Source organism: Nostoc sp. WHI (assembly GCF_015714725.1).
GTDB lineage: Bacteria > Cyanobacteriota > Cyanobacteriia > Cyanobacteriales > Nostocaceae > Nostoc.
In genome coordinates this window covers 1-19,892 of the sequence record NZ_WBKM01000294.1, presented here as the reverse complement: position 1 = coordinate 19,892, position 19,892 = coordinate 1, and the positions used below count along the sequence as shown (strand labels likewise).

Genomic DNA, 19,892 nt, shown 5'->3' with positions numbered 1-19,892 from the left:
ATTAAGTATTGTAACAATATGTTCAGGATTGGGAATAAGTATTATTATTTTCCCTCTCCCTCACCTACTCCTTCCTCTGCCTCTTAAAAGTTCTCAGTACCAGGAGGTCTGCTAAACTTAAATGGGCATATTAGTTTAATAGTAGTAGGTATTGCTAATTGCCGAAAAATCATCCTTACATTGTTCTGTAAATTGAAACTACCCGGCATCTGCCCTTATGGAGAATTTGGCTTGATGTTGCTTTGCCTGCGAATTGAAAACTTTGCCCTAATTGACCAACTGGAATTGGAATTTGGCGCGGGATTAAATGTGTTGACGGGTGAAACCGGCGCTGGAAAATCGATTATCTTGGATGCCATTGATGCCGCTTTAGGCGGTAAAGTCTCTAGTCGAGTCATTCGCACAGGGACAAGTCGGGCAATGGTAGAAGCAACTTTCACCTCAAACGCCCCCCTAGCTGCTTGGTTGACTGAACAAGAAATAGATTTGCTTGATGAAAATTCCGTAGTGATTAGCCGAGAAATTACGGCTACTGCTAGTAATATCCGCAGCCGATCGCGGGTAAATGGCGTGTTGGTAAATCGGCAGATCATGGGAGGAATGCGCGATCGCTTGGTGGAAATCACAGCCCAAGGCCAAGCGGTACAAGTGGGACAATCCGCCCAAGTCCGCGACTGGTTGGATTTATATGGCGGTGACTCTTTAATGCAGCAGCGCCATAAAGTCGCCACCAGCTTCAGTACTTACCAACAGGCGCATCTAGCACTAGAAAAACGCCGGACATCTGAACGGGAACGGTTGCAACAATTCGACTTGCTCAATTATCAAGTGCAAGAATTGGGAGCAGTTAATCTTAGCGAATCTAATGAATTGGAACAGTTGGGACAAGAACGAGAACGCCTGAATCATGTCGTCGATTTGCAACAGATGAGTTACAAAGTTTATCAAGCTTTGTATCAAAACGATAATGAAACCCCAGCCGCAGCAGATTTATTGGGAGACAGTGAAGCAACGTTAAATCACATGGTGGAATATGATACCCAACTGCAACCTTTGTTGGAATTGGTAAGAGACGCGCAAGCTGCGGTAATGGAAGTGGGAAAGCAAATTAATGCCTATGGGGATGGTTTAGAAGCCGATCCCCATCGGTTGGAAGAAGTGGAAGAACGGATTCAGGAATTAAAGCAAATTTGCCGCAAGTATGGGCCGACACTAACAGAAGCGATCGCTTATTACCAACGTATCCAAGGGGAGTTAGGGATACTTAACGACAGCGAACAATCTATTGAAAACCTAGAACAGCAAGAAAAGGTGTGTTTTGAAAAACTCATCCAAGGAAGTAATCAGTTAACTCAACTGCGGAGTAAGGCGGCTGCTAATTTAGAATCACGTTTGATAACTGAACTCAAGCCCCTAGCGATGGAAAAGGTGAAATTTCAGGTTGAGATACTGCCTGCTTCCCCAACTGCTATGGGAGCAGATAAAATTACCTTTATATTTAGTCCCAACCCTGGAGAACCACTGCAACCTTTAACAGAAATTGCCTCTGGCGGTGAAATGAGCCGCTTTTTACTGGCGCTGAAAACTTGTTTTTCCCAGGTTGATGTGGCTGGGACAATGGTATTTGATGAAATTGATGTCGGGGTTTCGGGAAGAGTCGCCCAAGCGATCGCTGAAAAATTACACCAGTTAAGTCAACGCAACCAAGTATTGTGTGTTACTCACCAGCCCTTAGTTGCTGCAATGGCCGATCGGCATTTCCGCGTAGATAAGCAAATTATTAATCAAGGCAAAAATAAAAAAGACAACGCCGAACAGCGTACCGTTGTGCGAGTTACTACCTTGGATAATTTAACCACCCGCCGGGAAGAACTAGCGCAGTTAGCTGGTGGTAAATCTGCAAGTGATGCGATCGCTTTTGCCGAATCTCTGTTATTGCAAGCTGCTAACCACCGCCGCAGGGAGCAAGTCTAAATTTAAGAATTGACAAGAGGTTGAAATGTAGGGGATATTTACAGAGAAGAGAGTTAAAATATTGACTTTTTACAGAAAATATGATAGTTTATTGTCCTATAAAGAAAAATCATATATAAACGTGAATATTTCTCCCTCCCTTAAAAAACCGCGTGTCTCATGGCAGGCGGTTTTCTCACTGCTTATATTTGTATTCATGTACCTCCCTATAGTGGTACTTGCCTTTTATAGCTTTAATCAATCGCCCTACAGTGCAACTTGGCAAGGATTCACTCTTGATTGGTATGGCAAATTATTCAGTGACGATCGCATTTTATCGGCTTTGCAAAACAGTATGATCGTTGCTGGTTGTGCAGTGGCAATTTCAGCAGTGCTGGGAACTTTGATGGCGGTTGGGTTAGCGCGTTACGAATTTCCTGGGAAGAAATTGTATCGCGGTGTTGCTTACCTACCATTGATTATTCCCGATATTGCGATCGCAGTGGCTACTTTGGTGTGTCTAGCGGCGTTTGCAATACCTTTAAGTTTGTGGACGATAGTTGCAGCCCATGTAGTGTTTTGTCTCGCCTACGTCGGACTTGTAGTTGCCTCACGACTTACAAATTTAGATCCTCACTTAGAAGAAGCAGCACTAGATTTAGGGGCTACACCAATTCAAGCCTTCATCAAAGTATTACTGCCTCAATTAATGCCTGGTATTGTAGCTGGTTGTCTTTTGGCTTTTGTCCTCAGCTTAGATGATTTTCTCATTGCCAGTTTCACAGCTGGTAGCGGTTCTAACACCCTGCCAATGGAAATTTTTAGCCGGATTAGAACAGGAGTCAAGCCTGATATTAATGCTTTGAGTGTTATGTTGATTTCAGTATCTGCGATCGTTGCTCTTGTAGCTGAATTAATTCGCATCGCTGGAGAGAATAAAACTTTCAAATAAGAGTCGCAATTGGCAATAAAGTTCTTTGCAAACTTTTTTGGATAGTGAACAACAGCTATATTAAAATGTAGGGTGCATCAGTTTCAGTCAGGGTTTAAAATCCCCCGCAGTCGCCACAACGGTAGGAACCCCCGCAAGACGCTGCTGTTTTTATCTAACTCTTTTTAATTTTGAATTATTAATCATCCTTCTATGAAAGAGAGTTTTAAGCACATGGAAAAACTTCCGTGTTCGCTTCTCTACATCACTGTTTTCAATTAGATAATATTGGGGCTAACTTTGGAGAAGATGCTATTTCCCCTTCATTATGCAAATCTGCCAAAATCCCAATTGCTCAAATCCATTTAACTCTGATGGCAATAGATTTTGCGTGAGTTGCGGACAAAGCAACTTTGGCAAACTTCTCAGAAACCGTTACCGCGTATTAAGACTCTTAGGTGAAGGTGGGTTCAGCAGAACTTATGCTACAGAAGACGTAGACAGACTAAATGCGCCTTGCGTCATCAAGCAATTTTTCCCACAATTTCAGGGAACAGGACAACGCACCAAAGCAGCAGAATTTTTTAAAGAAGAAGCTTTTCGGTTGTATGAACTGGGAGAAAATCATACCCAGATTCCCAGATTACTCGCTTATTTTGAACAAGGTTCTAGCTTGTATCTTGTGCAAGAATTTATTCAAGGAAAAACTCTCTTACAAGAAGTTCAGCAACAAATATATCGTGAAGAACAAATTTGGAAACTATTAGCTGATTTATTGCCAGTTCTTGATTTTATTCATACCCATAATGTCATTCATCGGGATATCAAACCAGAAAATATTATTCGCCGTGCAAGTGATGAAAAACCCGTATTAATTGACTTTGGCGGTGCTAAACAGGTAACACAAACCAGTTTAGGAAGACAAGCTACAGTAATTTATACTCTTGGTTATGCACCAACTGAACAAATGGCTGGATTTGCTTGTCACGCCAGTGATTTGTACGCTTTGGGTGTAACTTGCGTGCGTCTTTTAACTCAATGTTTGCCTTTACAGGATGCTTCGGGACAGATTAATGACCCTATTTATGATGCAATGAATGCTAAGTGGTTGTGGCGCGAACGGTTACAGGAAAGAGGCATTACTATCAGCGACGACTTAGGAAAAATTTTAGATAAATTACTGAAACATCTACCGAGCGAAAGATATCAAACAGCAGTAGAAGTTATTAATGATTTAAAGTTTACAACATTGAACATTGAACCTGTTGCCTTAAAAATTGTCTCAATGTCTCAACCCCTATTACCGCCATTACCACAAAAAATAATAGTACCATTACCCCCGTTAGAAACTTTTGAATTTGACGTAGTGACAGTAGACACAGGTGGTAGAGAAGTAAACCGGATGAACTGTAGTGCAAACTTCTTTGCCGAAGAATTGGGTAAGTCTGTCACATTAGAAATGGTATCGATTCCTGGTGGTACGTATATGATGGGTTCACCAGAGTTTGAAGGAGATGCTGACGAACGTCCTCGGCACAAAGTTACCGTCGAACCATTTTTTATGGGAAAATTTCCTGTAACTCAAGCACAGTGGAAAGTAGTAGCAGCTTTACCCAAAATCAAACAAATCTTAAATCCCAATCCATCAAAATTTAAAGGTCTAGATAGACCAGTGGAAAATGTATCTTGGTATGAGGCTGTAGAATTCTGTCTCAGGCTATCAGAAAAAACTGGACGCGACTATCGTTTACCGAGTGAAGCTGAATGGGAATATGCTTGTCGTGCTGGAACTACAACATCCTTCCACTTTGGCGAAACGGTTACTTCTGAGTTAGTCAGTTGCGCTGTCGAACCAAAAAGCAAATTCCGTAAAGAAACAACAAATGTCGGTAGTTTTGAAGTCGCTAATGCCTTTGGATTGTACGATATGCATGGGCTAGTTTGGGAATGGTGTGCTGATTCGTGGCACAACAATTACAACGATGCGCCTTTAGATGGAACAGCTTGGGAAGTTGGCGGTGATATACATCGCCGGGTGCTACGCGGTGGTTCTTGGAGTTTCGGTGCAGAACTTTGTCGCAGCGCCAGTCGCAGTTGGAATGAGTCAGACGGTGGACTGAGAATTTCTGGCTTTAGAGTAGTATTTTCCGTAGAAGATATTATTTAGCAATTTTATGTTGAAGTTGTATAAATTATGAACGATAAAATTGAGAAAGGTGACATAGTACTTATAAATAAAAGTGGAAAATATCAAAAACAAGTGGGTGAAGTAAGTGCGGTAGATTACAATATTTTCTTGGTTAAAATAGTAATAGTAAAGTTAGGGAATCAAGAAGAAACCTTTGAAGAAAAGGATTTACAATTACAAGCTAAAAAGCCGAGCCTGAAAGAAGTAATTGCATCAATAGATAAAGTTTTAGAACTAGTTGAGCAAATTCCCAATTTACCTACAAAAGAGAAAGTAGAATTACCTAACCGTCTAAAATATCTTAAATTAGATATTCCTAAACTAGATAAACAATTGATTCAAAAAAACTTCGACTGCATTTATAAAATGCTTGAAATAACAAGAGAAGCAGAGGAATCAGCAAGTTTTTGGCATGAAATAAGTGCTAATTTGGAGAAAATAAGCTGGTGGGTTAGAACAAGTCTCTGAATTAAAAGCAATAGCGAAATACTCTCAACTTCGGCCAAAATTTTATCGGTGATAGTTGTTAATAGCTTTAATCGATTTGTAGGAAGCTCAATAATCGCTATACTTCTTCCAGTCAAATTTTGCTGGTATTTCAAATTCTTATCTGATGTGAGAAAAATATCATACACACCATCAATCCTCGCAATCAGTTCGCCATTCTTAACTCCAGCCCATCCCTGCTCTTGAACAGTTGTCACTTCATAAGCTGAAAAATATCCCTTCAAAGCTTTTGGTAAATTCTCATCCAGAATGATTTTCATGTTGAACTTGTTGACGAGCAAGTTTCAGAAAATTCACCGCATCTACACGAGTGACAGATGGAAAATTGTCCAAAAACTCCTCTAGAGAAAATCCGTCATCTAAATACTCAAGAAGCGATTGGGCTGGGACTCTCGTATTTCGGAATACCAAAGTCCCGCCCATGACTTCTGCATCAGAATTTACTGGACTTTGGAATAAGGTAATCATAATCTTTTTTGCTATTTATTCGTCTACTATATCGCCTACGAACCCTTTCCTGACTGGAGTTACACAAAAAAGCCTCTGCTGAAGTAAAATAAAAAGCGTTGTGTTTGTAGCACAACGCCTTATCAGACTTAATTGTTTGGTTTAACCTTGCAATTGATTGATTCGCTTTTGGACTTCAGCCTCAAACTCTTCATCTGTAGTGCAAAGTACACCGGGGTACTCATTCAATCTATCCATGTACTTGTGAAATGCGTCAGTATTCTGTGGATGAGTCCTGACGTAATTAAACCAATCTCAAATCAGGATAATTTGCCAATACATCATCAGATGTGAGAGTATCGCCTTCAGCTTGCGGAGTCCAAAGAACTTCAATTGCCAGAAGTTTCTCACTGGGGATGCTACCAATTTGCCGCAAAGCTTGACGCAAATCATCAGCACTGTTAATAGCTGTTGGGATTTCAAACTTACCAAATGTCGCTGCCAATAAGGTGACGATAATGTATTCACCAGGGCCTTCGGTAATTAGACGGGTAGGGTTGTCGAGTTCACCAGCCGGGGGTAAAGCATCTTTGGCAAGGGCTGCTCTAAGCTGGTTGTTGACGTTAGAAAGAGTTTCTTCGCTAAACTTGCTGCGTTCTGCAAGTGACAGGCGGTTAAACTGACCTTCAGCTGAATTTAAACTGGCTTGTTGAGTGCCACCACCTGCATATACAAAGTATTCGGGATGGCGGAGTAAAGCTAGGCTAGCTTCTTGCAGAATTTCTGCTCTCCCTTCTGGGGTGTTAGTATCAGCAGTTTCGGCAATGTGGTTGAGTTCATTTTGCAATTCACGGGCTTGAGCTAACAAACCTACTTGCAAACGGCTTACAGAAACAGAAGAGTTACTGCTGTAATCTGTTTCTTCAGTTTCACCGCTAGAGATGCGGCGGAAACTTTGTAATAGGAAGTTAGCGATCGCCAAGAAGATTAAGATGGTAAATATACCACCGAATCCTCCCCCAATACCCCAGAAGGGAATTAGGAAGGGAAAGCCAAAGCCACCACCACCAAAACCACCACCAGGATAGTATCCGCCACCGCCAGGAGGTGCATAGGTACGCGGTGTATAGGTGCGGCTGCTGGAAGGCGCTCTAAAGGAGCCACCACCGATTCTACCGCCACTGCGAGCAGCTAATGCTCCATCGGCGTGAGCAAAAGCCAAAGTTAACACCAGGCTTAAGGCGAAGAAGGTTTTTAAGAGCGGTTTGATGGTTTGTTGTAGTTTTTTACGCATAATACAATCGCTTGAAAAATGGAATTATTTATGATTTTTCTTGATGCTCGTAGGAGTGTTGCGGTATGTAGCTAAGGACAGCCTGTAACAATCAAGCGAGTTTGTAGCAATCACATTTTAGAGGCTACATATTCAATTTACCGCGTCTTATGTTGGGTAGGTAGCGATCGCAGGGGGGATTTCTCGACTGGGGAACCGTACCTTAAGATATGTTTACAATCGCCGAAGCTTGCGATGTCTACGACGGGCTACGCCTACGAGTAATCGTTGCTATCTTTTGGACTAGCACTTTAAGAGTACAGTTTTGAATTATACAGATGATTTTAATTTTTAGTAATTATTTTGACTAATTTTTTAATACTTCACTCTACTTGTTTTGTCACCAGGTAGGAGAATATTTTTAACTTTTCAACAGCATTTGTTACATCTGGCAGCTTAAGATTTACGTATACGCGCTAGGCTAGCAAGTGTGCGTGATGCCTATCACTAAGTCCAGCCAGATACCGGAGATGGGAGCAAATACCCACTTAAGTTTTTGTGCCGCGAGTGAAAGCAATTTGGCTACAAGTGCTAGCTTTTATTTATTGTTCACATGCACAGAAATTCTCAAGTAATGATAAATTTGCCTGTAAAAATAAAATTAACACAATTAAAAAACTAATCTTACTGACTAATGTTCTAAAATAGATTTAAGGTCTGTCTACCGCATTCAGTTAAAAAACAATAATAATTAATTTTGCTTTTAAAAGTCCTCCTAATTGTAAAGAAATTAAAAATTATTTGAAATAATAGTTATTAACTTTAATCATGGAACATATTTCTCAACTAACAGCCGAAATTACAGACAAAGCTGCATACCCGGATATTCTAGTTATCTCCCGGATCTTTCTGCCGAAAGAAGCTGTCATTGGAGAATATATCTACAATCGCTGTCTCCAAGATCCAGAAAGAGTTATTGTACTGACGGCTAGTTGCTCAGGAGATAAAGTATTTGACGAAGGTCAACAATTTCCTATATATCGCTGGTCTTATCCTAGATATTGGCGTAGTGGCTGGGTGGGGAGTATCCTGAAGCCTTTGGTCAATATCGTCTGCTCATTTGTGCTAGCAATTAAACTCTATTTTCGCTATCACTACCGTTATATTGAGTGGGGTCACGGCTATGACTTTGCTTCGCTGTTACTATTGAGCTATTTCTTACCTATTCGCTTTTTTATCTATCTGCACGGCAATGATCTTCTTTGTACTTTACACAATCCCGTGCTGCGATCGCTATTTAAATTAACACTCAAACGAGCCGAAGGCATTATTTGTAATAGTTCTTATACAAGAGACTACCTCAGAACTGCTTTGCGATTAGATACTCCTACTCACATCATTAACCCAGTAATTAGACCAGAAAAATTTGGTAATGCCGCGAATCCAAATAGCCTCAATGATTTACGTGTTCGCGTGCGTCAAACCTACAATATTCCCGAAACAGCAATAGTTATTCTCTCCATAGGAAGGCTAGTAAAACACCAAGGTTTTGACCGAGTGATTGATAACATCCCACTATTGCTAACTTTTGGAGTCGATGTTCACTATATACTTTGCGGACAAGGTTCTTGTGAGTCGGAACTTAAATCTCTGGTGCATCGTTTACGGGTAAATAAGCGTGTCCACTTTACCGGATATGTGCCAGAGCGAGAATTAGCAGGTTATTATGCAGCTTGCGACATATTTGCCATGCTGACTTTATTGGATACTAAAGCTAATAGTATGGAGGGTTTTGGTATGGTTTATTTAGAAGCAAGTTACTTCGGTAAGCCTGTAATTGCCCCTCGCTTAGGCGGTGTTCTAGACACAGTTCAGCATGAAGAAAATGGGATACTGGTTAATCCCAATTCTGGTTATGAAGTTTTTCAAGCTTTCAATAGGTTGTGTAAAGATCAGCAATTACGTGAGCAGTTTGGTCGCAAAGGTAAAGAATTCGCAAAGCGTAAAACTGCTTATAAATGTTTATATAAAACTGATAATAGGTGAGCAAATATTTAATGCTTACATCCTGATTGATGGCATGGAAGCGCGAAGGATCAAAGGTGGATATGTCATAGAACGTTTAATGTTGAGTGCGAACTATATAACTTCTAGTAGCGATGATATAGCGTTTCCTAATCTAGCGAGGTACAGCTTAACCTCACCCTGGTTCTGCTACGCAAAACCTTTCCCTCTCCTTACTAAGGAGAGGGAAAGATTTACCTTTGGGTAAAGCAAGGGTGAGGTTTTAATATGTACTTTATTTACCAGGGAACCGCTATATCTTGAGCTAGAGTTAATTTGTAATTAGGCGTGTAGAGAATAAATAACAGGCTTTTTAAGGAATTAAAATCAGGATTGGATATCAATTTTTGAATCTGCTTTATTACTATAAATATGATTCACGTAACATTGCTGTAACTATACCCGCATCCAGTCGCGTTTACGTGGCTGCTAATTCCCGTAATTTAGTTAAAACTGCTTGAGCATGACCTTTAGTTTTGACATTCGGCCAAGCATAGGCAACTATTTTATCAGGTGAAATTAGGAAGGTTGAGCGAACAACACCCATATATTCTTTGCCCATAAATTTTTTCAATTGCCAAGCGCCATAGGCTTCTGTCAAAATATGTTCGGGGTCACTTAAAAGGGTGATTGACAAGTTATGTTTGCTGATAAATTTACAATGGGACTTACCCGAATCTGGACTTACGCCTAAGATTTTCGCTCCCAGTGCGCTGAAGTCTTGATACAACTCGGTGAAATCTTTCGCTTCGGTGGTACAGCCAGGGGTGTCATCTTTGGGGTAGAAGTAGAGGACAATCCACTGACTGCTGAGGTCGTCGAGAGTGACTGAATTGCCATTTTGGTCAAGAGTAGAGAAATCTGGTGCTGGTTGTCCGACTTGGGGAATGTTGCTCATGATGGAGGGTGTGAGAGATTGCGATCGCTTTAGAATTGTACATATATTGAGCGATCGTACGTAACCACTAATTACGAATAGTATTAGTTTTGGTTGAACAATAACAAAACCCAAACAATTAGAAGCAATTTTTACTTACAAGCTACTACTTAAGTGAAAAGGTACGAAGACTTGCTTCCAAGATTGGTAATCTTTGTTCAAATTCATCTGCCCCAGTAGAAAAAATTACACTCCAAATAGTCCTACCATCTTTAATGATATAATGTATTTGTTTTCCACTTCTACCTAGTGATGTTTCTGTGATTATCCGTCCTATCTCATAACCTTCAACCGACGCGGTTTTCATATCCACTATACGAATTTGAGCAGGAAAGTGCTTGCTCTCCTCTTGTAAGTAAGTTTCTAAATTAATTGTAGGAGTTACTTGTTCCTTTGAGACAATTACATTAGTTAGGAAGCCTGAGTTACCCTTGATTGAGTCGAAAGCAAAAATTGGAAAAGCTGAGGGATTTTGTTGTACTTGTTGAGCAAACTGCTCAATTTGTGGATTGTGACTGCCTGACTTCTTCATTGATCTATAATCTCCACTCTCCCAACTTGGAGGCAACCACAATTCTGAGCCACTACCCTCAAACTTCTTCCAATCAGATGGAACACCCGAAGGGATATTTTCCTCGGAAATAAAAGGTTGTTGACTCGTGGAATCAGTATTTGCTTGCTCAGAATTACTTGCTTGTAACTCAGTTGGTGTTGAAGTCACCACTGGCTGACTTGCATGAGAATCAAATAACTTATAAATTCCCCGACTACCGAATTTAATTAAAAAAAGTATAGCAAAAGCAATTGCTGCACCTGTGAATTGGGCATTTTTGCTGGAAAATATATTAGTTTCAGTTTTTGAAGATTGAATTTGAGTAGCTGCTGACGTTTTAACTTGCCTACTTTGTTTAGGCTTTTCTATTTCTGTAGGTGGTAATTGTGATGTTGAAGAAGAAGGGGAATATGACTGCACAGTTGAATTAATTTCCGATAGACACCTCAAAATCATCTGGGCATTTTGAGGACGCTTGCCAGGAAATGCTTCCATAAGATAATCAATCAAACCAGCTACCTGTTTAGAAACTTGTAAAGCACTGTCTCGCCACATTAACTTACCAGTTCGCGGGTCTTCAGAAAATTGATCTGGAGATTTGCCGGTAAGTAAATAAACAAATGTACGACCCAGGGCGAAAAAGTCTGATTGTGGTACGGCTTTACCATTGGCTTGTTCTAGTGGTGTATAACCTGGTGAAAAAATCCCTGTTATATTCTGCCCTGCTGCTTTTTGATGATAGGTTGGTGTAACTTCTCTTGCTGTACCAAAGTCTATCAAAGCCAGATGTCCATCGGCTTTGAGCATAATATTTGGTGGCTTGATATCTCTATGAAAAAAGTTCTGCTGATGCACTTCATGCAAAATATTTACCAACTGAGTTAGCCATAAGAGTGCTAACTTTTCATCAATTGGGCGATTACTTCGTTGTTCCATATATTGGTACAAGTCCAACCCCTCGATTTTCTCCATTACCAAGCAATGCAGTGGCGCTTGGCTATTTTTGGGAGAAAATGCAAAGTACCCATCTCCTTTTGGAATTCCTGGATGATTCAGATGGCTTAAGACTTGTGCCTCTTGCTGAAACAGCGATACTGCCTTGGCATCATCCAGCATCAGAACTTTTAATACTTTGAGGGTGTTAGCGTGGTTGACTTCAAATGTCTTGGCAAAACCACCAGCACCTAATTGGCGAGTCACTCGATACCGTCCTTCCAAGAGCAATTCTGAGCCACAGGCTTGACAAAACAGGATATTTTCAGAATTTTGGGGTCTTGGGCAGTGGGGATTGATGCAGAGGGTCATGGTGTTTTTTGCAACACAGTTTGCCCCGATAGTCTAGCCTTACTGCGATATTCACGTCACCAGTAAAAATTAGGACAATGAACAATGCCTGCGGTTCTTGCTAGCCTACACACTGATTCATCTTTGCTTACTTACCATGAAAAAATTTCTCTTATAAGGTTGAGAGCGATGCCTGCGGCAACCCCTGCGGTGTACGCTTATATTTATCCGCCATAATAATGACTTAACCTACAGATATTTTTGTTTATCTATTCTCACCCTTCAAAGTTCACATGACTAAAGATATGCAACGCGAATTTACCAACCGCGATGAGTTGGTAGCCTACCTCCGCGAACAATTTCCAACTGTGGCACAACGCGATAGCCACATCAGCAAAACTGTGGGGGGACGCAAAGCGGCACAGATAGCGCTGCAAAAAATTGACCCAGTAGGCTACGCGCAAACACGTAATTTTTTCACAGGTGCAGTCACGCGACTTTCGCCTTACATCCGCTATGGCGTTTTGAGCTTGCGAGAAATTCGAGATTATGTCCTTGACCAGGTACAGCACCAAGACGATGCTACGAAACTAATTAACGAGTTAGGCTGGCGCGACTACTGGCAACGGTTGTATGTAAAGTTAGGGGATGGAATCTGGAAAGACCAAGAAGAATACAAAACTGGTTACGCTGCGGGTGAATATACACCCGAATTGCCGCAAGATATCAGACAAGGAACCACAGACAGAGTTTGCATCGACAGTTTTAGCCGTGACTTGAAAGAAACTGGCTATCTACATAACCACGCACGAATGTGGCTAGCGGCTTATATTGTTCATTGGCGGCGGATTCGTTGGCAAACAGGAGCCAAGTGGTTTCTCGAACACCTTTTAGATGGAGATCCTGCTAGTAATAATATGTCATGGCAGTGGGTTGCCAGCACTTTTAGTCATAAACCGTATTTTTTCAATCGTGAGAACTTAGAACGCTACACCAAAAGCGTTTATTGTCAGAAATGTCCCCTTTACGGTCATTGTGATTTTGAAGGCAGCTATGAAGAATTAGAACAGCAACTTTTTCCTAAAGGGGAATTTAGTAAACAAGCTAACAGCCAAAGTTGGCAGCATGGGAAAAAAGGTAAAAAGTGAAAAATGAGTAAACCAATTGTTTGGGTGCATGGAGATTGCCTCAGTCCATACAACCCTGTACTACAAAAATACCCCGATGCACCAGCTATCTGGGTTTGGGACGAGGCTTTGATAGAAGAATGGCAACTAAGTCTCAAACGTCTCGCTTTTATCTACGAATGCTTGTTAGAGTTACCCGTTGTTATCCGTCGTGGTAATGTGGCACAAGAAATTTTGGCTTTTGCAAAAGAACATAACGCAAATCTAGTTGTAACAGCCGACAGTCCCAGTCCCCGGTTCGATGATATCTGCAAAGAAATGGAGCGATCGCTAGCAGTCCAAGTGCTAGAAGTAGAACCATTTTTTGACTATGATGGCTATATTGACCTGAAGCGGTTCTCCCGCTATTGGAAAGTGGCTCAAAATTATGTTTTTGAATAGTCGAATTTGGAATTGTGAACCTTAGTATGCTTCGCTTGTAAGTAGATGGTTCTAAATAAATATAAGATAGTTTGTCATTGCGTTCGCCCTTGGCGTTCCCGTAGGGTACGAAGTGAAGCAATCTCAGCCTTTGCGATTGCTTCACTCCACTGCGTTTCGCTCGCAATGACATATTATATTTAATTTCGCTCAGCTACTTATACATCGTATACATAAAGCTAGAATTGGCTGAAAATGAAAATTACGTGCCAGAAGAGTAAATTTCAGTTACCTTAAATGTCTGTAAAACATTTAAAACTTTGCACTTTCCTAATAAATCTGTATAGGCTAAGTAATTCACACTAAAAAGCTCTCTCCAAAAGGGGAGTACTTTTTATTTAGTTTAATAAATAGTTATATTATCTGTTGTATTTTTTTATTTTCACAGACATAATGAAAGACTCCTAACAAACTGCTGAAAACAGATATGTCAATAAGTTGGATTTACCTGATTGCAGCAATAATCTTTGAAGTTTCAGGCACAACTTGCATGAAATTATCGCAAGGATTTACTAAAATAGGCCCTTCCGTATTAATCTTTGTTTTTTATGGACTTTGTTTTACTTTTTTGACGCTTGCTCTCAAAAGACTTGAAGTGAGTGTAGCTTATTCTGTATGGGCTGGATTGGGAACTGTCCTAATTGCTATTATTGGTATTATCTGGTTTCGTGAATCTGCTACATTCATCAAACTCATGTCGATCGCCTTAATAGTCATAGGGGTAATTGGCATTAATGCAAGTCAATAAAAGATGCCTCATTCATGTTAGAATTTATCAGGTGAATAAACTAAAATTGATCATTCTGCTTGTTGCTGTTGTAGTCAATACACCAGCATTTTTTATTGCTCCGTTAAAAGAGCAAAATGATCAGACTTAGCTATAGGGCTGTAACAAGAGTTAAAGGGCAAAGCTAAAAAGAAAATTTTATCTCTTTCTCTTTACCCCTTTCTCAACTTCTGCAAGAACTTTAATGCTTTTTTGGGAAGACTCAATCTGACTATTGCTAGGGCAATTGCAACTTAAATGTCATCAAGTAGCTCCTTTGGTTTTAGCAAAGTATTAATCGGCAAGTCGATTTAGGATTACTTCACTTCACTGGGTTCAAATTTAGTTACCTTACCTTTCTTAATCGCAACAATCACATCGTAGTGTGAACAGTAAGCAAATGTAACATTATTGGCTTTGTTGTAAAGATTAACTACGTGACCTGCACCACCTACCTGGATACCGATTGGCTCCAAGTCACCAAAAAAGAAACGACGCAGTTGATCACCACTACCTATCTTACCCTTACTCTTAGTAAGCAAATCTAGTTTCTGAGCTACAGACATTTCTTCGGCTGCTGATGCCTGTACTAATAATGGATTTATCACCTTTAATGGTACGTCCCAAACTGTGAAAAAACCAACCAAGGCAACACTTGTAAGTAGGGGGGCGAGTTTCATTTGTGACTCCTCTTCTCTGTTTTATCCTGAACATCCAAACTATCTCAGGTGGGAGTGAGACCTTATTGAAACTAAACCGCTATTTTCATGAATTTATCCCTTGAGAAAATTTAGTTAATTCTCATCACTTTCTCAGGTACTCATGGTTACTCAAAGTCACAGCAGAATTTAAGTGTTCTCTCAGCAAAACTTCATTGAGTTCAGAATGAAGGTAACTTAGTATAATGAGCAATGCTTTCATTGCAGTGGTGTTATTGTGACTAGACCCAAAAGACCACATCGCCTAATCCATAGAATTTCTGGACAAACATATCTCTGGCTAGCAATGCTAATTTTTGCAGCATCTAGCGCAGTTACCCGGAAGCTAACAGAAATTGGTGCCCAACATTTCATGGGTAATCGCAATCCGATTTCTTTGTGTAATGTTTTATTCGTGGGAAACCTTTGCGCCTTGATACTTCTGATCCTAATTTATGGGCGAGAATGGAACAAAGCTACCTTGAAGCAGATATCAAAGAAAGATTGGGTCAGTCTAACGGCAGTAGCTATTTTATCAGGAGCGTTGGCCCCTGGCTTAATTTTCCAGGCACTTGCACTCACAGGGGTGAACAATGTCATCTTAGTTGGACGCTTGGAACCGCCTCTAACTCTGGCTTTATCAGTCTGGTTATTGAAGGATAGGGTAAATATTTGGGAATTTATTGGAGCGATCGCAGCTTTGATCGGTGTTATCCTAACTATCATCCTTCAGCCACCAGGGGAAGCGATGATGAACATGGGAGGTTTCGGGTTAGGTATAGGAGAACTTTTGGCAGTAGCTGGATCGGTAGCCATAGCCGCTTCTACAATTATCGGCAAGAAATACCTCTCGCAAATTCCTCTGGGAATCTATAGTATCTATCGTACTGCACTAGGAACCGTAATCTTTTTCTTTTTTGCTTTAGTACTCTATGGCAGCGATCATTTCGCTGATGCACTCTCACCATTTCTGTGGCAGTGGATGTTTCTCTATGGTGGGTTGATTGTAGTAGTAGGTCAGTCTTTTTGGATTAAAGGCTTGAAAACTTCCACTATATCTATGGCTTCCTTAGTTGGCTCATTTAGCCCAATTGTGGGCATCCTAGCGGCTTATTTAATTTTGGGTGAAGTCCCTACCTTACCTCAATATATTGGTGGTAGCTTGGTTTTAGTAGGTCTATTCCTGAGCCAATTTGGTATTTGGCGTAAGAAGAACGGCAGCGTTGCGTCTGACAAGGTAAATTCTACTCAATTACAACAACAAGCAGAAAATGGTATGGGATTCAAGGGGATTTGAAAGAGGCGGAAGAATTTTAGATTTTAGATTTTGGATTTTGGATTGAACATCTAAAACCGCAAATCCAAAATTGAAGGGGTACGGCGCAGGAGGAAGCAAGAAGGCTTATTTTCTCAGCTTTTGCGTTATTTCATAATTGTACAGCAGTTAGTTTTGCCCTGCTGCATTAGTATGTCAAAATGAAAATACCCGATACCTCAAGGTGAGCGATCGCTCCAAAAGCAAGATTAAAGGATTGACCTGAGCAATGGCAGACCAAACCAATCAAAATCAAGCGGGAGAGGTAGCTCCCACCACTGCTGACAAGCAGGTTCCTAGTACAGATTCAACCGAAGCTACAGACCTTCCTACTGCCAACGCGCCAGATCCAAAAACCGCAGCCGCCGCACCAGGAGAAAAACCCGCCGCAGCTAAAGCCGCCAAAAAGGAAAAAGCCCCATCTGTTGAAGATAAGCCATTTGTAGAGTTTATTGAGCAAGATTACTTGCCAGCCTTACAAAAAGCGATCGCTCAACAAGGCGTGCAAGATTTACAAGTGTCTTTTGCCAAGCAGAAGATGCCAATCACTGGTTTTGAATCCACCGAAGAATGCTGGCAAGTTATTGGCAGTTGGTCGGAAATTGGTCTGCGTCAGTTTAACCTGTATTTCCCCGAAGAAGATATTCAAGGGAAAAAAGGATTTTCCTGTAATGAAGGCAAAAAACCCAGCACTCTTGAGTCATTTTTAATCGATGAGCGTAAAATTACCCTCGATTTGTTGGTGTTTGGCTTAGTTCAGCGCTTGGACGGTCAAAAGTGGTTAGGTAGAAATTAGTCATTGGTCATTGGTCATTGGTTTTTAACAAAGGACAAATGACAAATCACTAATAACAATTAAAGTTCATGGAAATGGTAAATAACGGCTCCAGTATTGGGGTCGTTATCAATTTTTACATAACCTGATTTATACATCTCTTTAAGAGTATTTTCTACTTCAGCAAAGCTAGCTCCCGTAAACTTCACACCTTGAGTCACAGTTAGAGTACCACCTTTGCTTTCTGCGGCTTCAATCAGTTTAATCATGAGTTGATTACCAGTTGGGCGGTGGACTTGGGAAGCAACCACTGCTTGATTTAAAGGTACACCCAAGGGAGATACACCTGCTTTTAGTCTCAGTTTGTGTTCATATTCATCAACCATACCGGGGATGAGCAACAGATCCACAATTTGTCCTACATACAAGAAACCAAAAGTAAACAGCCACAATAAACCTGTCCCTATCTTGCCATTGTATAGGCGGTGCAGCCCTCCCACCCCGAAAAATCCGACTGCACACAAGATGTAAGAGACAAGTAATCGGTCTTTCTGCTGATTGTTTTCAAGATTCATCTTGTTTTCAACCCTTTGGGTTTGCTCTTGTTGTCTAAGATGGTTTTCCATACTGTTTTTTGCATATCAGCATGGATAGATAGCGCAATTAAAACTTTTCAGTAATCATGCCAGTCATAGATTGTTAATTCTAAGATGAGCAATTTATGATCAAGCTACCTAACTTAATTGTAATAACAACCACAGAAAATTACTGAGATGGTAGCGTTTTGAGAATAGGATAAGCGTGTGCTACTCAACTTGATCAAAACAGTGCTGAATGCTGAACTACATTGAATTGACTACCAATCCGCGATTCTCGATTCCGCAAAAGTTGAATCATTGTTGCAACTCTTAATCTTTCACTTACTAGCTTTGTAACCCCCACCTTGGTAGACTAAACTTTATACAATTGGATTATTGTCAGCTATTGCGCCTTGCCAGAGCATTACCCTTGGCTTTTTGGTGAGGCAGTCCAGTCTTGAGGGTTTCCGCCATGAGCGACTGTGCGTAGCGTCACCCGAAGGATGTACTTAAGATAATAAAGACGAAAGAGCAATCAAGACATGGTAGATTCCCTCAAAAAACCAGGCTTTGAAGAAATACGGCCAGGGATTAAAGTCCCGGCGAAAGAAACCCTGTTAACACCTCGGTTTTATACCACCGATTTTGATGAAATGGCGCGGATGGACATTTCCATCAACGAAGATGAGTTAAGAGCCATTCTCGAAGAGTTTCGCACTGACTACAATCGCCATCACTTTGTTCGGGATGCCGAATTTGAACAATCCTGGGATCATATTGACGGGGAAACTCGCCGATTGTTCGTTGAATTTCTAGAACGCTCCTGTACGGCAGAGTTTTCTGGCTTTTTACTGTATAAAGAACTCGGTCGTCGCTTGAAAGGCAAAAGCCCCGTCTTGGCAGAGTGCTTTAACCTGATGTCACGGGATGAAGCGCGTCACGCTGGCTTTTTGAACAAAGCTATGTCGGACTTTGATCTGTCCCTAGATTTAGGGTTTTTGACTAAGAGCCGCGATTATACCTTCTTTAAACCGAAATTCATCTTTTACGCCACTTATATTTCTGAGAAGATTGGTTATTGGCGCTATATCACCATTTATCGCCATTTAGAAGCACATCCCGAAGACCGGATTTATCCAATCTTCCGGTTCTTTGAAAACTGGTGTCAGGATGAAAATCGTCACAGTGATTTCTTCGATGCGCTGATGAAATCTCAGCCGCAAATATTGAATGATTGGAAAGCACGGCTGTGGAGTCGGTTCTTCCTATTGTCGGTGTTTGCAACAATGTATCTCAATGACATCCAACGCAAGGACTTTTATGCCACCCTGGGATTAGATGCACGAGAATACGACATCCATGTAATTAAGAAAACCAACGAAAACGCAGGTAGGGTATTCCCGCTTATGCTGGATGTAGAAAATCCAGAGTTTTATGAGCGGTTGGATATTTGTATAAAAAATAACGAAAAGCTGAGTGCGATCGCTAACTCTAATACTCCCAAATTCCTGCAATTCTTCCAGAAACTACCGCTTTACATCTCCAATGGCTGGCTGTTATTGCGGTTGTACCTGATGAAACCGATTAATACTGTTTCTGCTGAAGGGACAGTTCGTTAAGTTATAGCAAGTTTGCAAAAGCTTTAGTGGTTCTACAATTAACAGAACCACTTTTTTTGTCTAAAAATTCATCCTAATGAGTACTACTCGTCAATCAGTTTAAGCAGCTAGGTTAGGTATAAGTCAATACCCTTGGGTTAAGATCCCCCCGCCTGCGGCGACCCCCTTAAAAAGGGGGTAAAAGAGATATTAGCCCCACTTTTTAAGGGGGGTTGGGGGGATCTCCGAACACTAAATATCACTAACCCAAGCGTAGTAAGAATAAATCAAACTATAGGACTATGATTTAATTTCTGAAAAAACTCCGTACAGATCAAAGAGCATTCTTTCCCGTTGCCTCTTGCCTCTTGCCTACCTACCCAGATAAGTTCAAAAATCAAATCGGATGGCCATATAT

Annotated in this window: 17 protein-coding genes and 1 pseudogene; 11 read left to right on the top strand and 7 right to left on the bottom strand. The window is 40.9% G+C overall.

Going from position 1 to position 19,892, the window contains the following annotated elements; translation table 11 throughout:
- Positions 1–234 precede the first annotated feature (234 nt).
- From recN to F8S12_RS30410, 4 genes are all read left to right on the top strand, one after another.
- Positions 235–1,974, top strand: a complete 1,740-nt coding sequence (gene recN, locus F8S12_RS30425) for a DNA repair protein RecN (protein WP_196515275.1) — start codon at positions 235–237, stop codon at positions 1,972–1,974.
- A gap of 196 nt (positions 1,975–2,170) precedes the next feature.
- Positions 2,171–2,905, top strand: a complete 735-nt coding sequence (locus F8S12_RS30420) for an ABC transporter permease (RefSeq protein WP_230967805.1) — start codon at positions 2,171–2,173, stop codon at positions 2,903–2,905.
- A 307-nt stretch (positions 2,906–3,212) separates the two neighbouring features.
- Positions 3,213–5,051 carry a bifunctional serine/threonine-protein kinase/formylglycine-generating enzyme family protein gene (locus F8S12_RS30415; protein WP_196515277.1) on the top strand — a complete coding sequence of 613 codons (1,839 nt, stop codon included), beginning with the start codon at positions 3,213–3,215 and terminating at the stop codon, positions 5,049–5,051.
- A gap of 27 nt (positions 5,052–5,078) precedes the next feature.
- Positions 5,079–5,540 carry a hypothetical protein gene (locus F8S12_RS30410; RefSeq protein ID WP_196515278.1) on the top strand — a complete coding sequence of 154 codons (462 nt, stop codon included), beginning with the start codon at positions 5,079–5,081 and terminating at the stop codon, positions 5,538–5,540.
- A 279-nt stretch (positions 5,541–5,819) separates the two neighbouring features.
- Here the strand turns inward: F8S12_RS30410 and F8S12_RS30400 are convergent, their stop codons facing one another.
- The 3 genes and pseudogenes from F8S12_RS30400 to F8S12_RS30395 all read right to left on the bottom strand — a co-directional run bounded on the left by F8S12_RS30400 (position 5,820) and on the right by F8S12_RS30395 (position 7,320).
- A complete protein-coding gene (locus F8S12_RS30400) occupies positions 5,820–6,047 on the bottom strand; it encodes a DUF433 domain-containing protein (RefSeq protein ID WP_196515280.1) in 228 nt (75 codons plus the stop codon).
- 141 nt (positions 6,048–6,188) lie between these two features.
- Positions 6,189–6,320, bottom strand: a pseudogene (locus F8S12_RS42490) (DUF6887 family protein); the annotation flags it as partial.
- A gap of 10 nt (positions 6,321–6,330) precedes the next feature.
- Positions 6,331–7,320, bottom strand: a complete 990-nt coding sequence (locus F8S12_RS30395) for a DUF1517 domain-containing protein (RefSeq protein ID WP_196515281.1) — start codon at positions 7,318–7,320, stop codon at positions 6,331–6,333.
- Between the two features lie 807 nt (positions 7,321–8,127).
- Between F8S12_RS30395 and F8S12_RS30390 the strand changes: the two genes are divergently transcribed.
- The gene (locus tag F8S12_RS30390; RefSeq protein WP_196515282.1) at positions 8,128–9,345 is read left to right on the top strand and encodes a glycosyltransferase family 4 protein; all 1,218 of its coding nucleotides are present in this window, start codon (positions 8,128–8,130) and stop codon (positions 9,343–9,345) included.
- Between the two features lie 436 nt (positions 9,346–9,781).
- On the opposite strand, the gene bcp is transcribed toward F8S12_RS30390, so the two are convergent.
- Both bcp and F8S12_RS30380 read right to left on the bottom strand, forming a co-directional pair.
- On the bottom strand, positions 9,782–10,261 hold the full coding sequence (gene bcp, locus F8S12_RS30385) for a thioredoxin-dependent thiol peroxidase (protein WP_196515283.1): 480 nt from the start codon (positions 10,259–10,261) through the stop codon (positions 9,782–9,784).
- Between the two features lie 145 nt (positions 10,262–10,406).
- On the bottom strand, positions 10,407–12,158 hold the full coding sequence (locus F8S12_RS30380; protein WP_196515284.1) for a serine/threonine protein kinase: 1,752 nt from the start codon (positions 12,156–12,158) through the stop codon (positions 10,407–10,409).
- 272 nt (positions 12,159–12,430) lie between these two features.
- Here F8S12_RS30380 and F8S12_RS30375 point away from each other — a divergent pair, with 272 nt between their 5' ends.
- The 3 genes from F8S12_RS30375 (at position 12,431) to F8S12_RS30365 (ending at position 14,492) form a co-directional block, all read left to right on the top strand.
- Positions 12,431–13,285: an FAD-binding domain-containing protein gene (locus F8S12_RS30375; protein ID WP_196515285.1), complete on the top strand. Its 855-nt coding sequence runs from the start codon at positions 12,431–12,433 to the stop codon at positions 13,283–13,285.
- Positions 13,286–13,288: 3 nt separating this feature from the next.
- Complete coding sequence (locus tag F8S12_RS30370; protein WP_196515286.1) at positions 13,289–13,705, top strand: hypothetical protein; 417 nt, start codon at positions 13,289–13,291, stop codon at positions 13,703–13,705.
- Between the two features lie 466 nt (positions 13,706–14,171).
- Positions 14,172–14,492, top strand: a complete 321-nt coding sequence (locus F8S12_RS30365) for a DMT family transporter (RefSeq protein WP_230967806.1) — start codon at positions 14,172–14,174, stop codon at positions 14,490–14,492.
- 335 nt (positions 14,493–14,827) lie between these two features.
- Here the strand turns inward: F8S12_RS30365 and F8S12_RS30360 are convergent, their stop codons facing one another.
- Entirely contained in the window at positions 14,828–15,190 is a 363-nt protein-coding gene (locus tag F8S12_RS30360; protein WP_196515287.1) for a hypothetical protein, read from the bottom strand.
- Between the two features lie 256 nt (positions 15,191–15,446).
- Between F8S12_RS30360 and F8S12_RS30355 the strand changes: the two genes are divergently transcribed.
- Together F8S12_RS30355 and F8S12_RS30350 are read left to right on the top strand one after the other, a co-directional pair.
- Positions 15,447–16,505: a DMT family transporter gene (locus F8S12_RS30355; protein ID WP_196515288.1), complete on the top strand. Its 1,059-nt coding sequence runs from the start codon at positions 15,447–15,449 to the stop codon at positions 16,503–16,505.
- A gap of 247 nt (positions 16,506–16,752) precedes the next feature.
- Entirely contained in the window at positions 16,753–17,319 is a 567-nt protein-coding gene (locus tag F8S12_RS30350) for a DUF2996 domain-containing protein (RefSeq protein ID WP_196515289.1), read from the top strand.
- 59 nt (positions 17,320–17,378) lie between these two features.
- Here the strand turns inward: F8S12_RS30350 and F8S12_RS30345 are convergent, their stop codons facing one another.
- Positions 17,379–17,873, bottom strand: coding sequence for a TM2 domain-containing protein (locus F8S12_RS30345; RefSeq protein ID WP_196515294.1), 495 nt, complete (start codon positions 17,871–17,873; stop codon positions 17,379–17,381).
- A 545-nt stretch (positions 17,874–18,418) separates the two neighbouring features.
- On the opposite strand from F8S12_RS30345, the gene acsF reads away from it, so the two are divergent.
- Positions 18,419–19,495 (top strand): magnesium-protoporphyrin IX monomethyl ester (oxidative) cyclase, encoded by a 1,077-nt coding sequence (gene acsF, locus F8S12_RS30340; protein ID WP_196515290.1) that lies wholly within the window; start codon positions 18,419–18,421, stop codon positions 19,493–19,495.
- The last annotated feature ends 397 nt before the right edge of the window (positions 19,496–19,892 follow it).

What these genes read in the sequence shown, in the direction of transcription:
- recN (WP_196515275.1), top strand. Translation starts at nt 235, where the DNA reads ATGTTGCTTTGCCTGCGAATTGAAAACTTTGCCCTAATTGACCAACTG.
- F8S12_RS30420 (WP_230967805.1), top strand. Translation starts at nt 2,171, where the DNA reads ATGTACCTCCCTATAGTGGTACTTGCCTTTTATAGCTTTAATCAATCG.
- F8S12_RS30415 (WP_196515277.1), top strand. Translation starts at nt 3,213, where the DNA reads ATGCAAATCTGCCAAAATCCCAATTGCTCAAATCCATTTAACTCTGAT.
- F8S12_RS30410 (WP_196515278.1), top strand. Translation starts at nt 5,079, where the DNA reads ATGAACGATAAAATTGAGAAAGGTGACATAGTACTTATAAATAAAAGT.
- F8S12_RS30400 (WP_196515280.1), bottom strand. Translation starts at nt 6,047, where the DNA reads ATGATTACCTTATTCCAAAGTCCAGTAAATTCTGATGCAGAAGTCATG.
- F8S12_RS30395 (WP_196515281.1), bottom strand. Translation starts at nt 7,320, where the DNA reads ATGCGTAAAAAACTACAACAAACCATCAAACCGCTCTTAAAAACCTTC.
- F8S12_RS30390 (WP_196515282.1), top strand. Translation starts at nt 8,128, where the DNA reads ATGGAACATATTTCTCAACTAACAGCCGAAATTACAGACAAAGCTGCA.
- bcp (WP_196515283.1), bottom strand. Translation starts at nt 10,261, where the DNA reads ATGAGCAACATTCCCCAAGTCGGACAACCAGCACCAGATTTCTCTACT.
- F8S12_RS30380 (WP_196515284.1), bottom strand. Translation starts at nt 12,158, where the DNA reads ATGACCCTCTGCATCAATCCCCACTGCCCAAGACCCCAAAATTCTGAA.
- F8S12_RS30375 (WP_196515285.1), top strand. Translation starts at nt 12,431, where the DNA reads ATGACTAAAGATATGCAACGCGAATTTACCAACCGCGATGAGTTGGTA.
- F8S12_RS30370 (WP_196515286.1), top strand. Translation starts at nt 13,289, where the DNA reads ATGAGTAAACCAATTGTTTGGGTGCATGGAGATTGCCTCAGTCCATAC.
- F8S12_RS30365 (WP_230967806.1), top strand. Translation starts at nt 14,172, where the DNA reads ATGTCAATAAGTTGGATTTACCTGATTGCAGCAATAATCTTTGAAGTT.
- F8S12_RS30360 (WP_196515287.1), bottom strand. Translation starts at nt 15,190, where the DNA reads ATGAAACTCGCCCCCCTACTTACAAGTGTTGCCTTGGTTGGTTTTTTC.
- F8S12_RS30350 (WP_196515289.1), top strand. Translation starts at nt 16,753, where the DNA reads ATGGCAGACCAAACCAATCAAAATCAAGCGGGAGAGGTAGCTCCCACC.
- F8S12_RS30345 (WP_196515294.1), bottom strand. Translation starts at nt 17,873, where the DNA reads ATGAATCTTGAAAACAATCAGCAGAAAGACCGATTACTTGTCTCTTAC.
- acsF (WP_196515290.1), top strand. Translation starts at nt 18,419, where the DNA reads ATGGTAGATTCCCTCAAAAAACCAGGCTTTGAAGAAATACGGCCAGGG.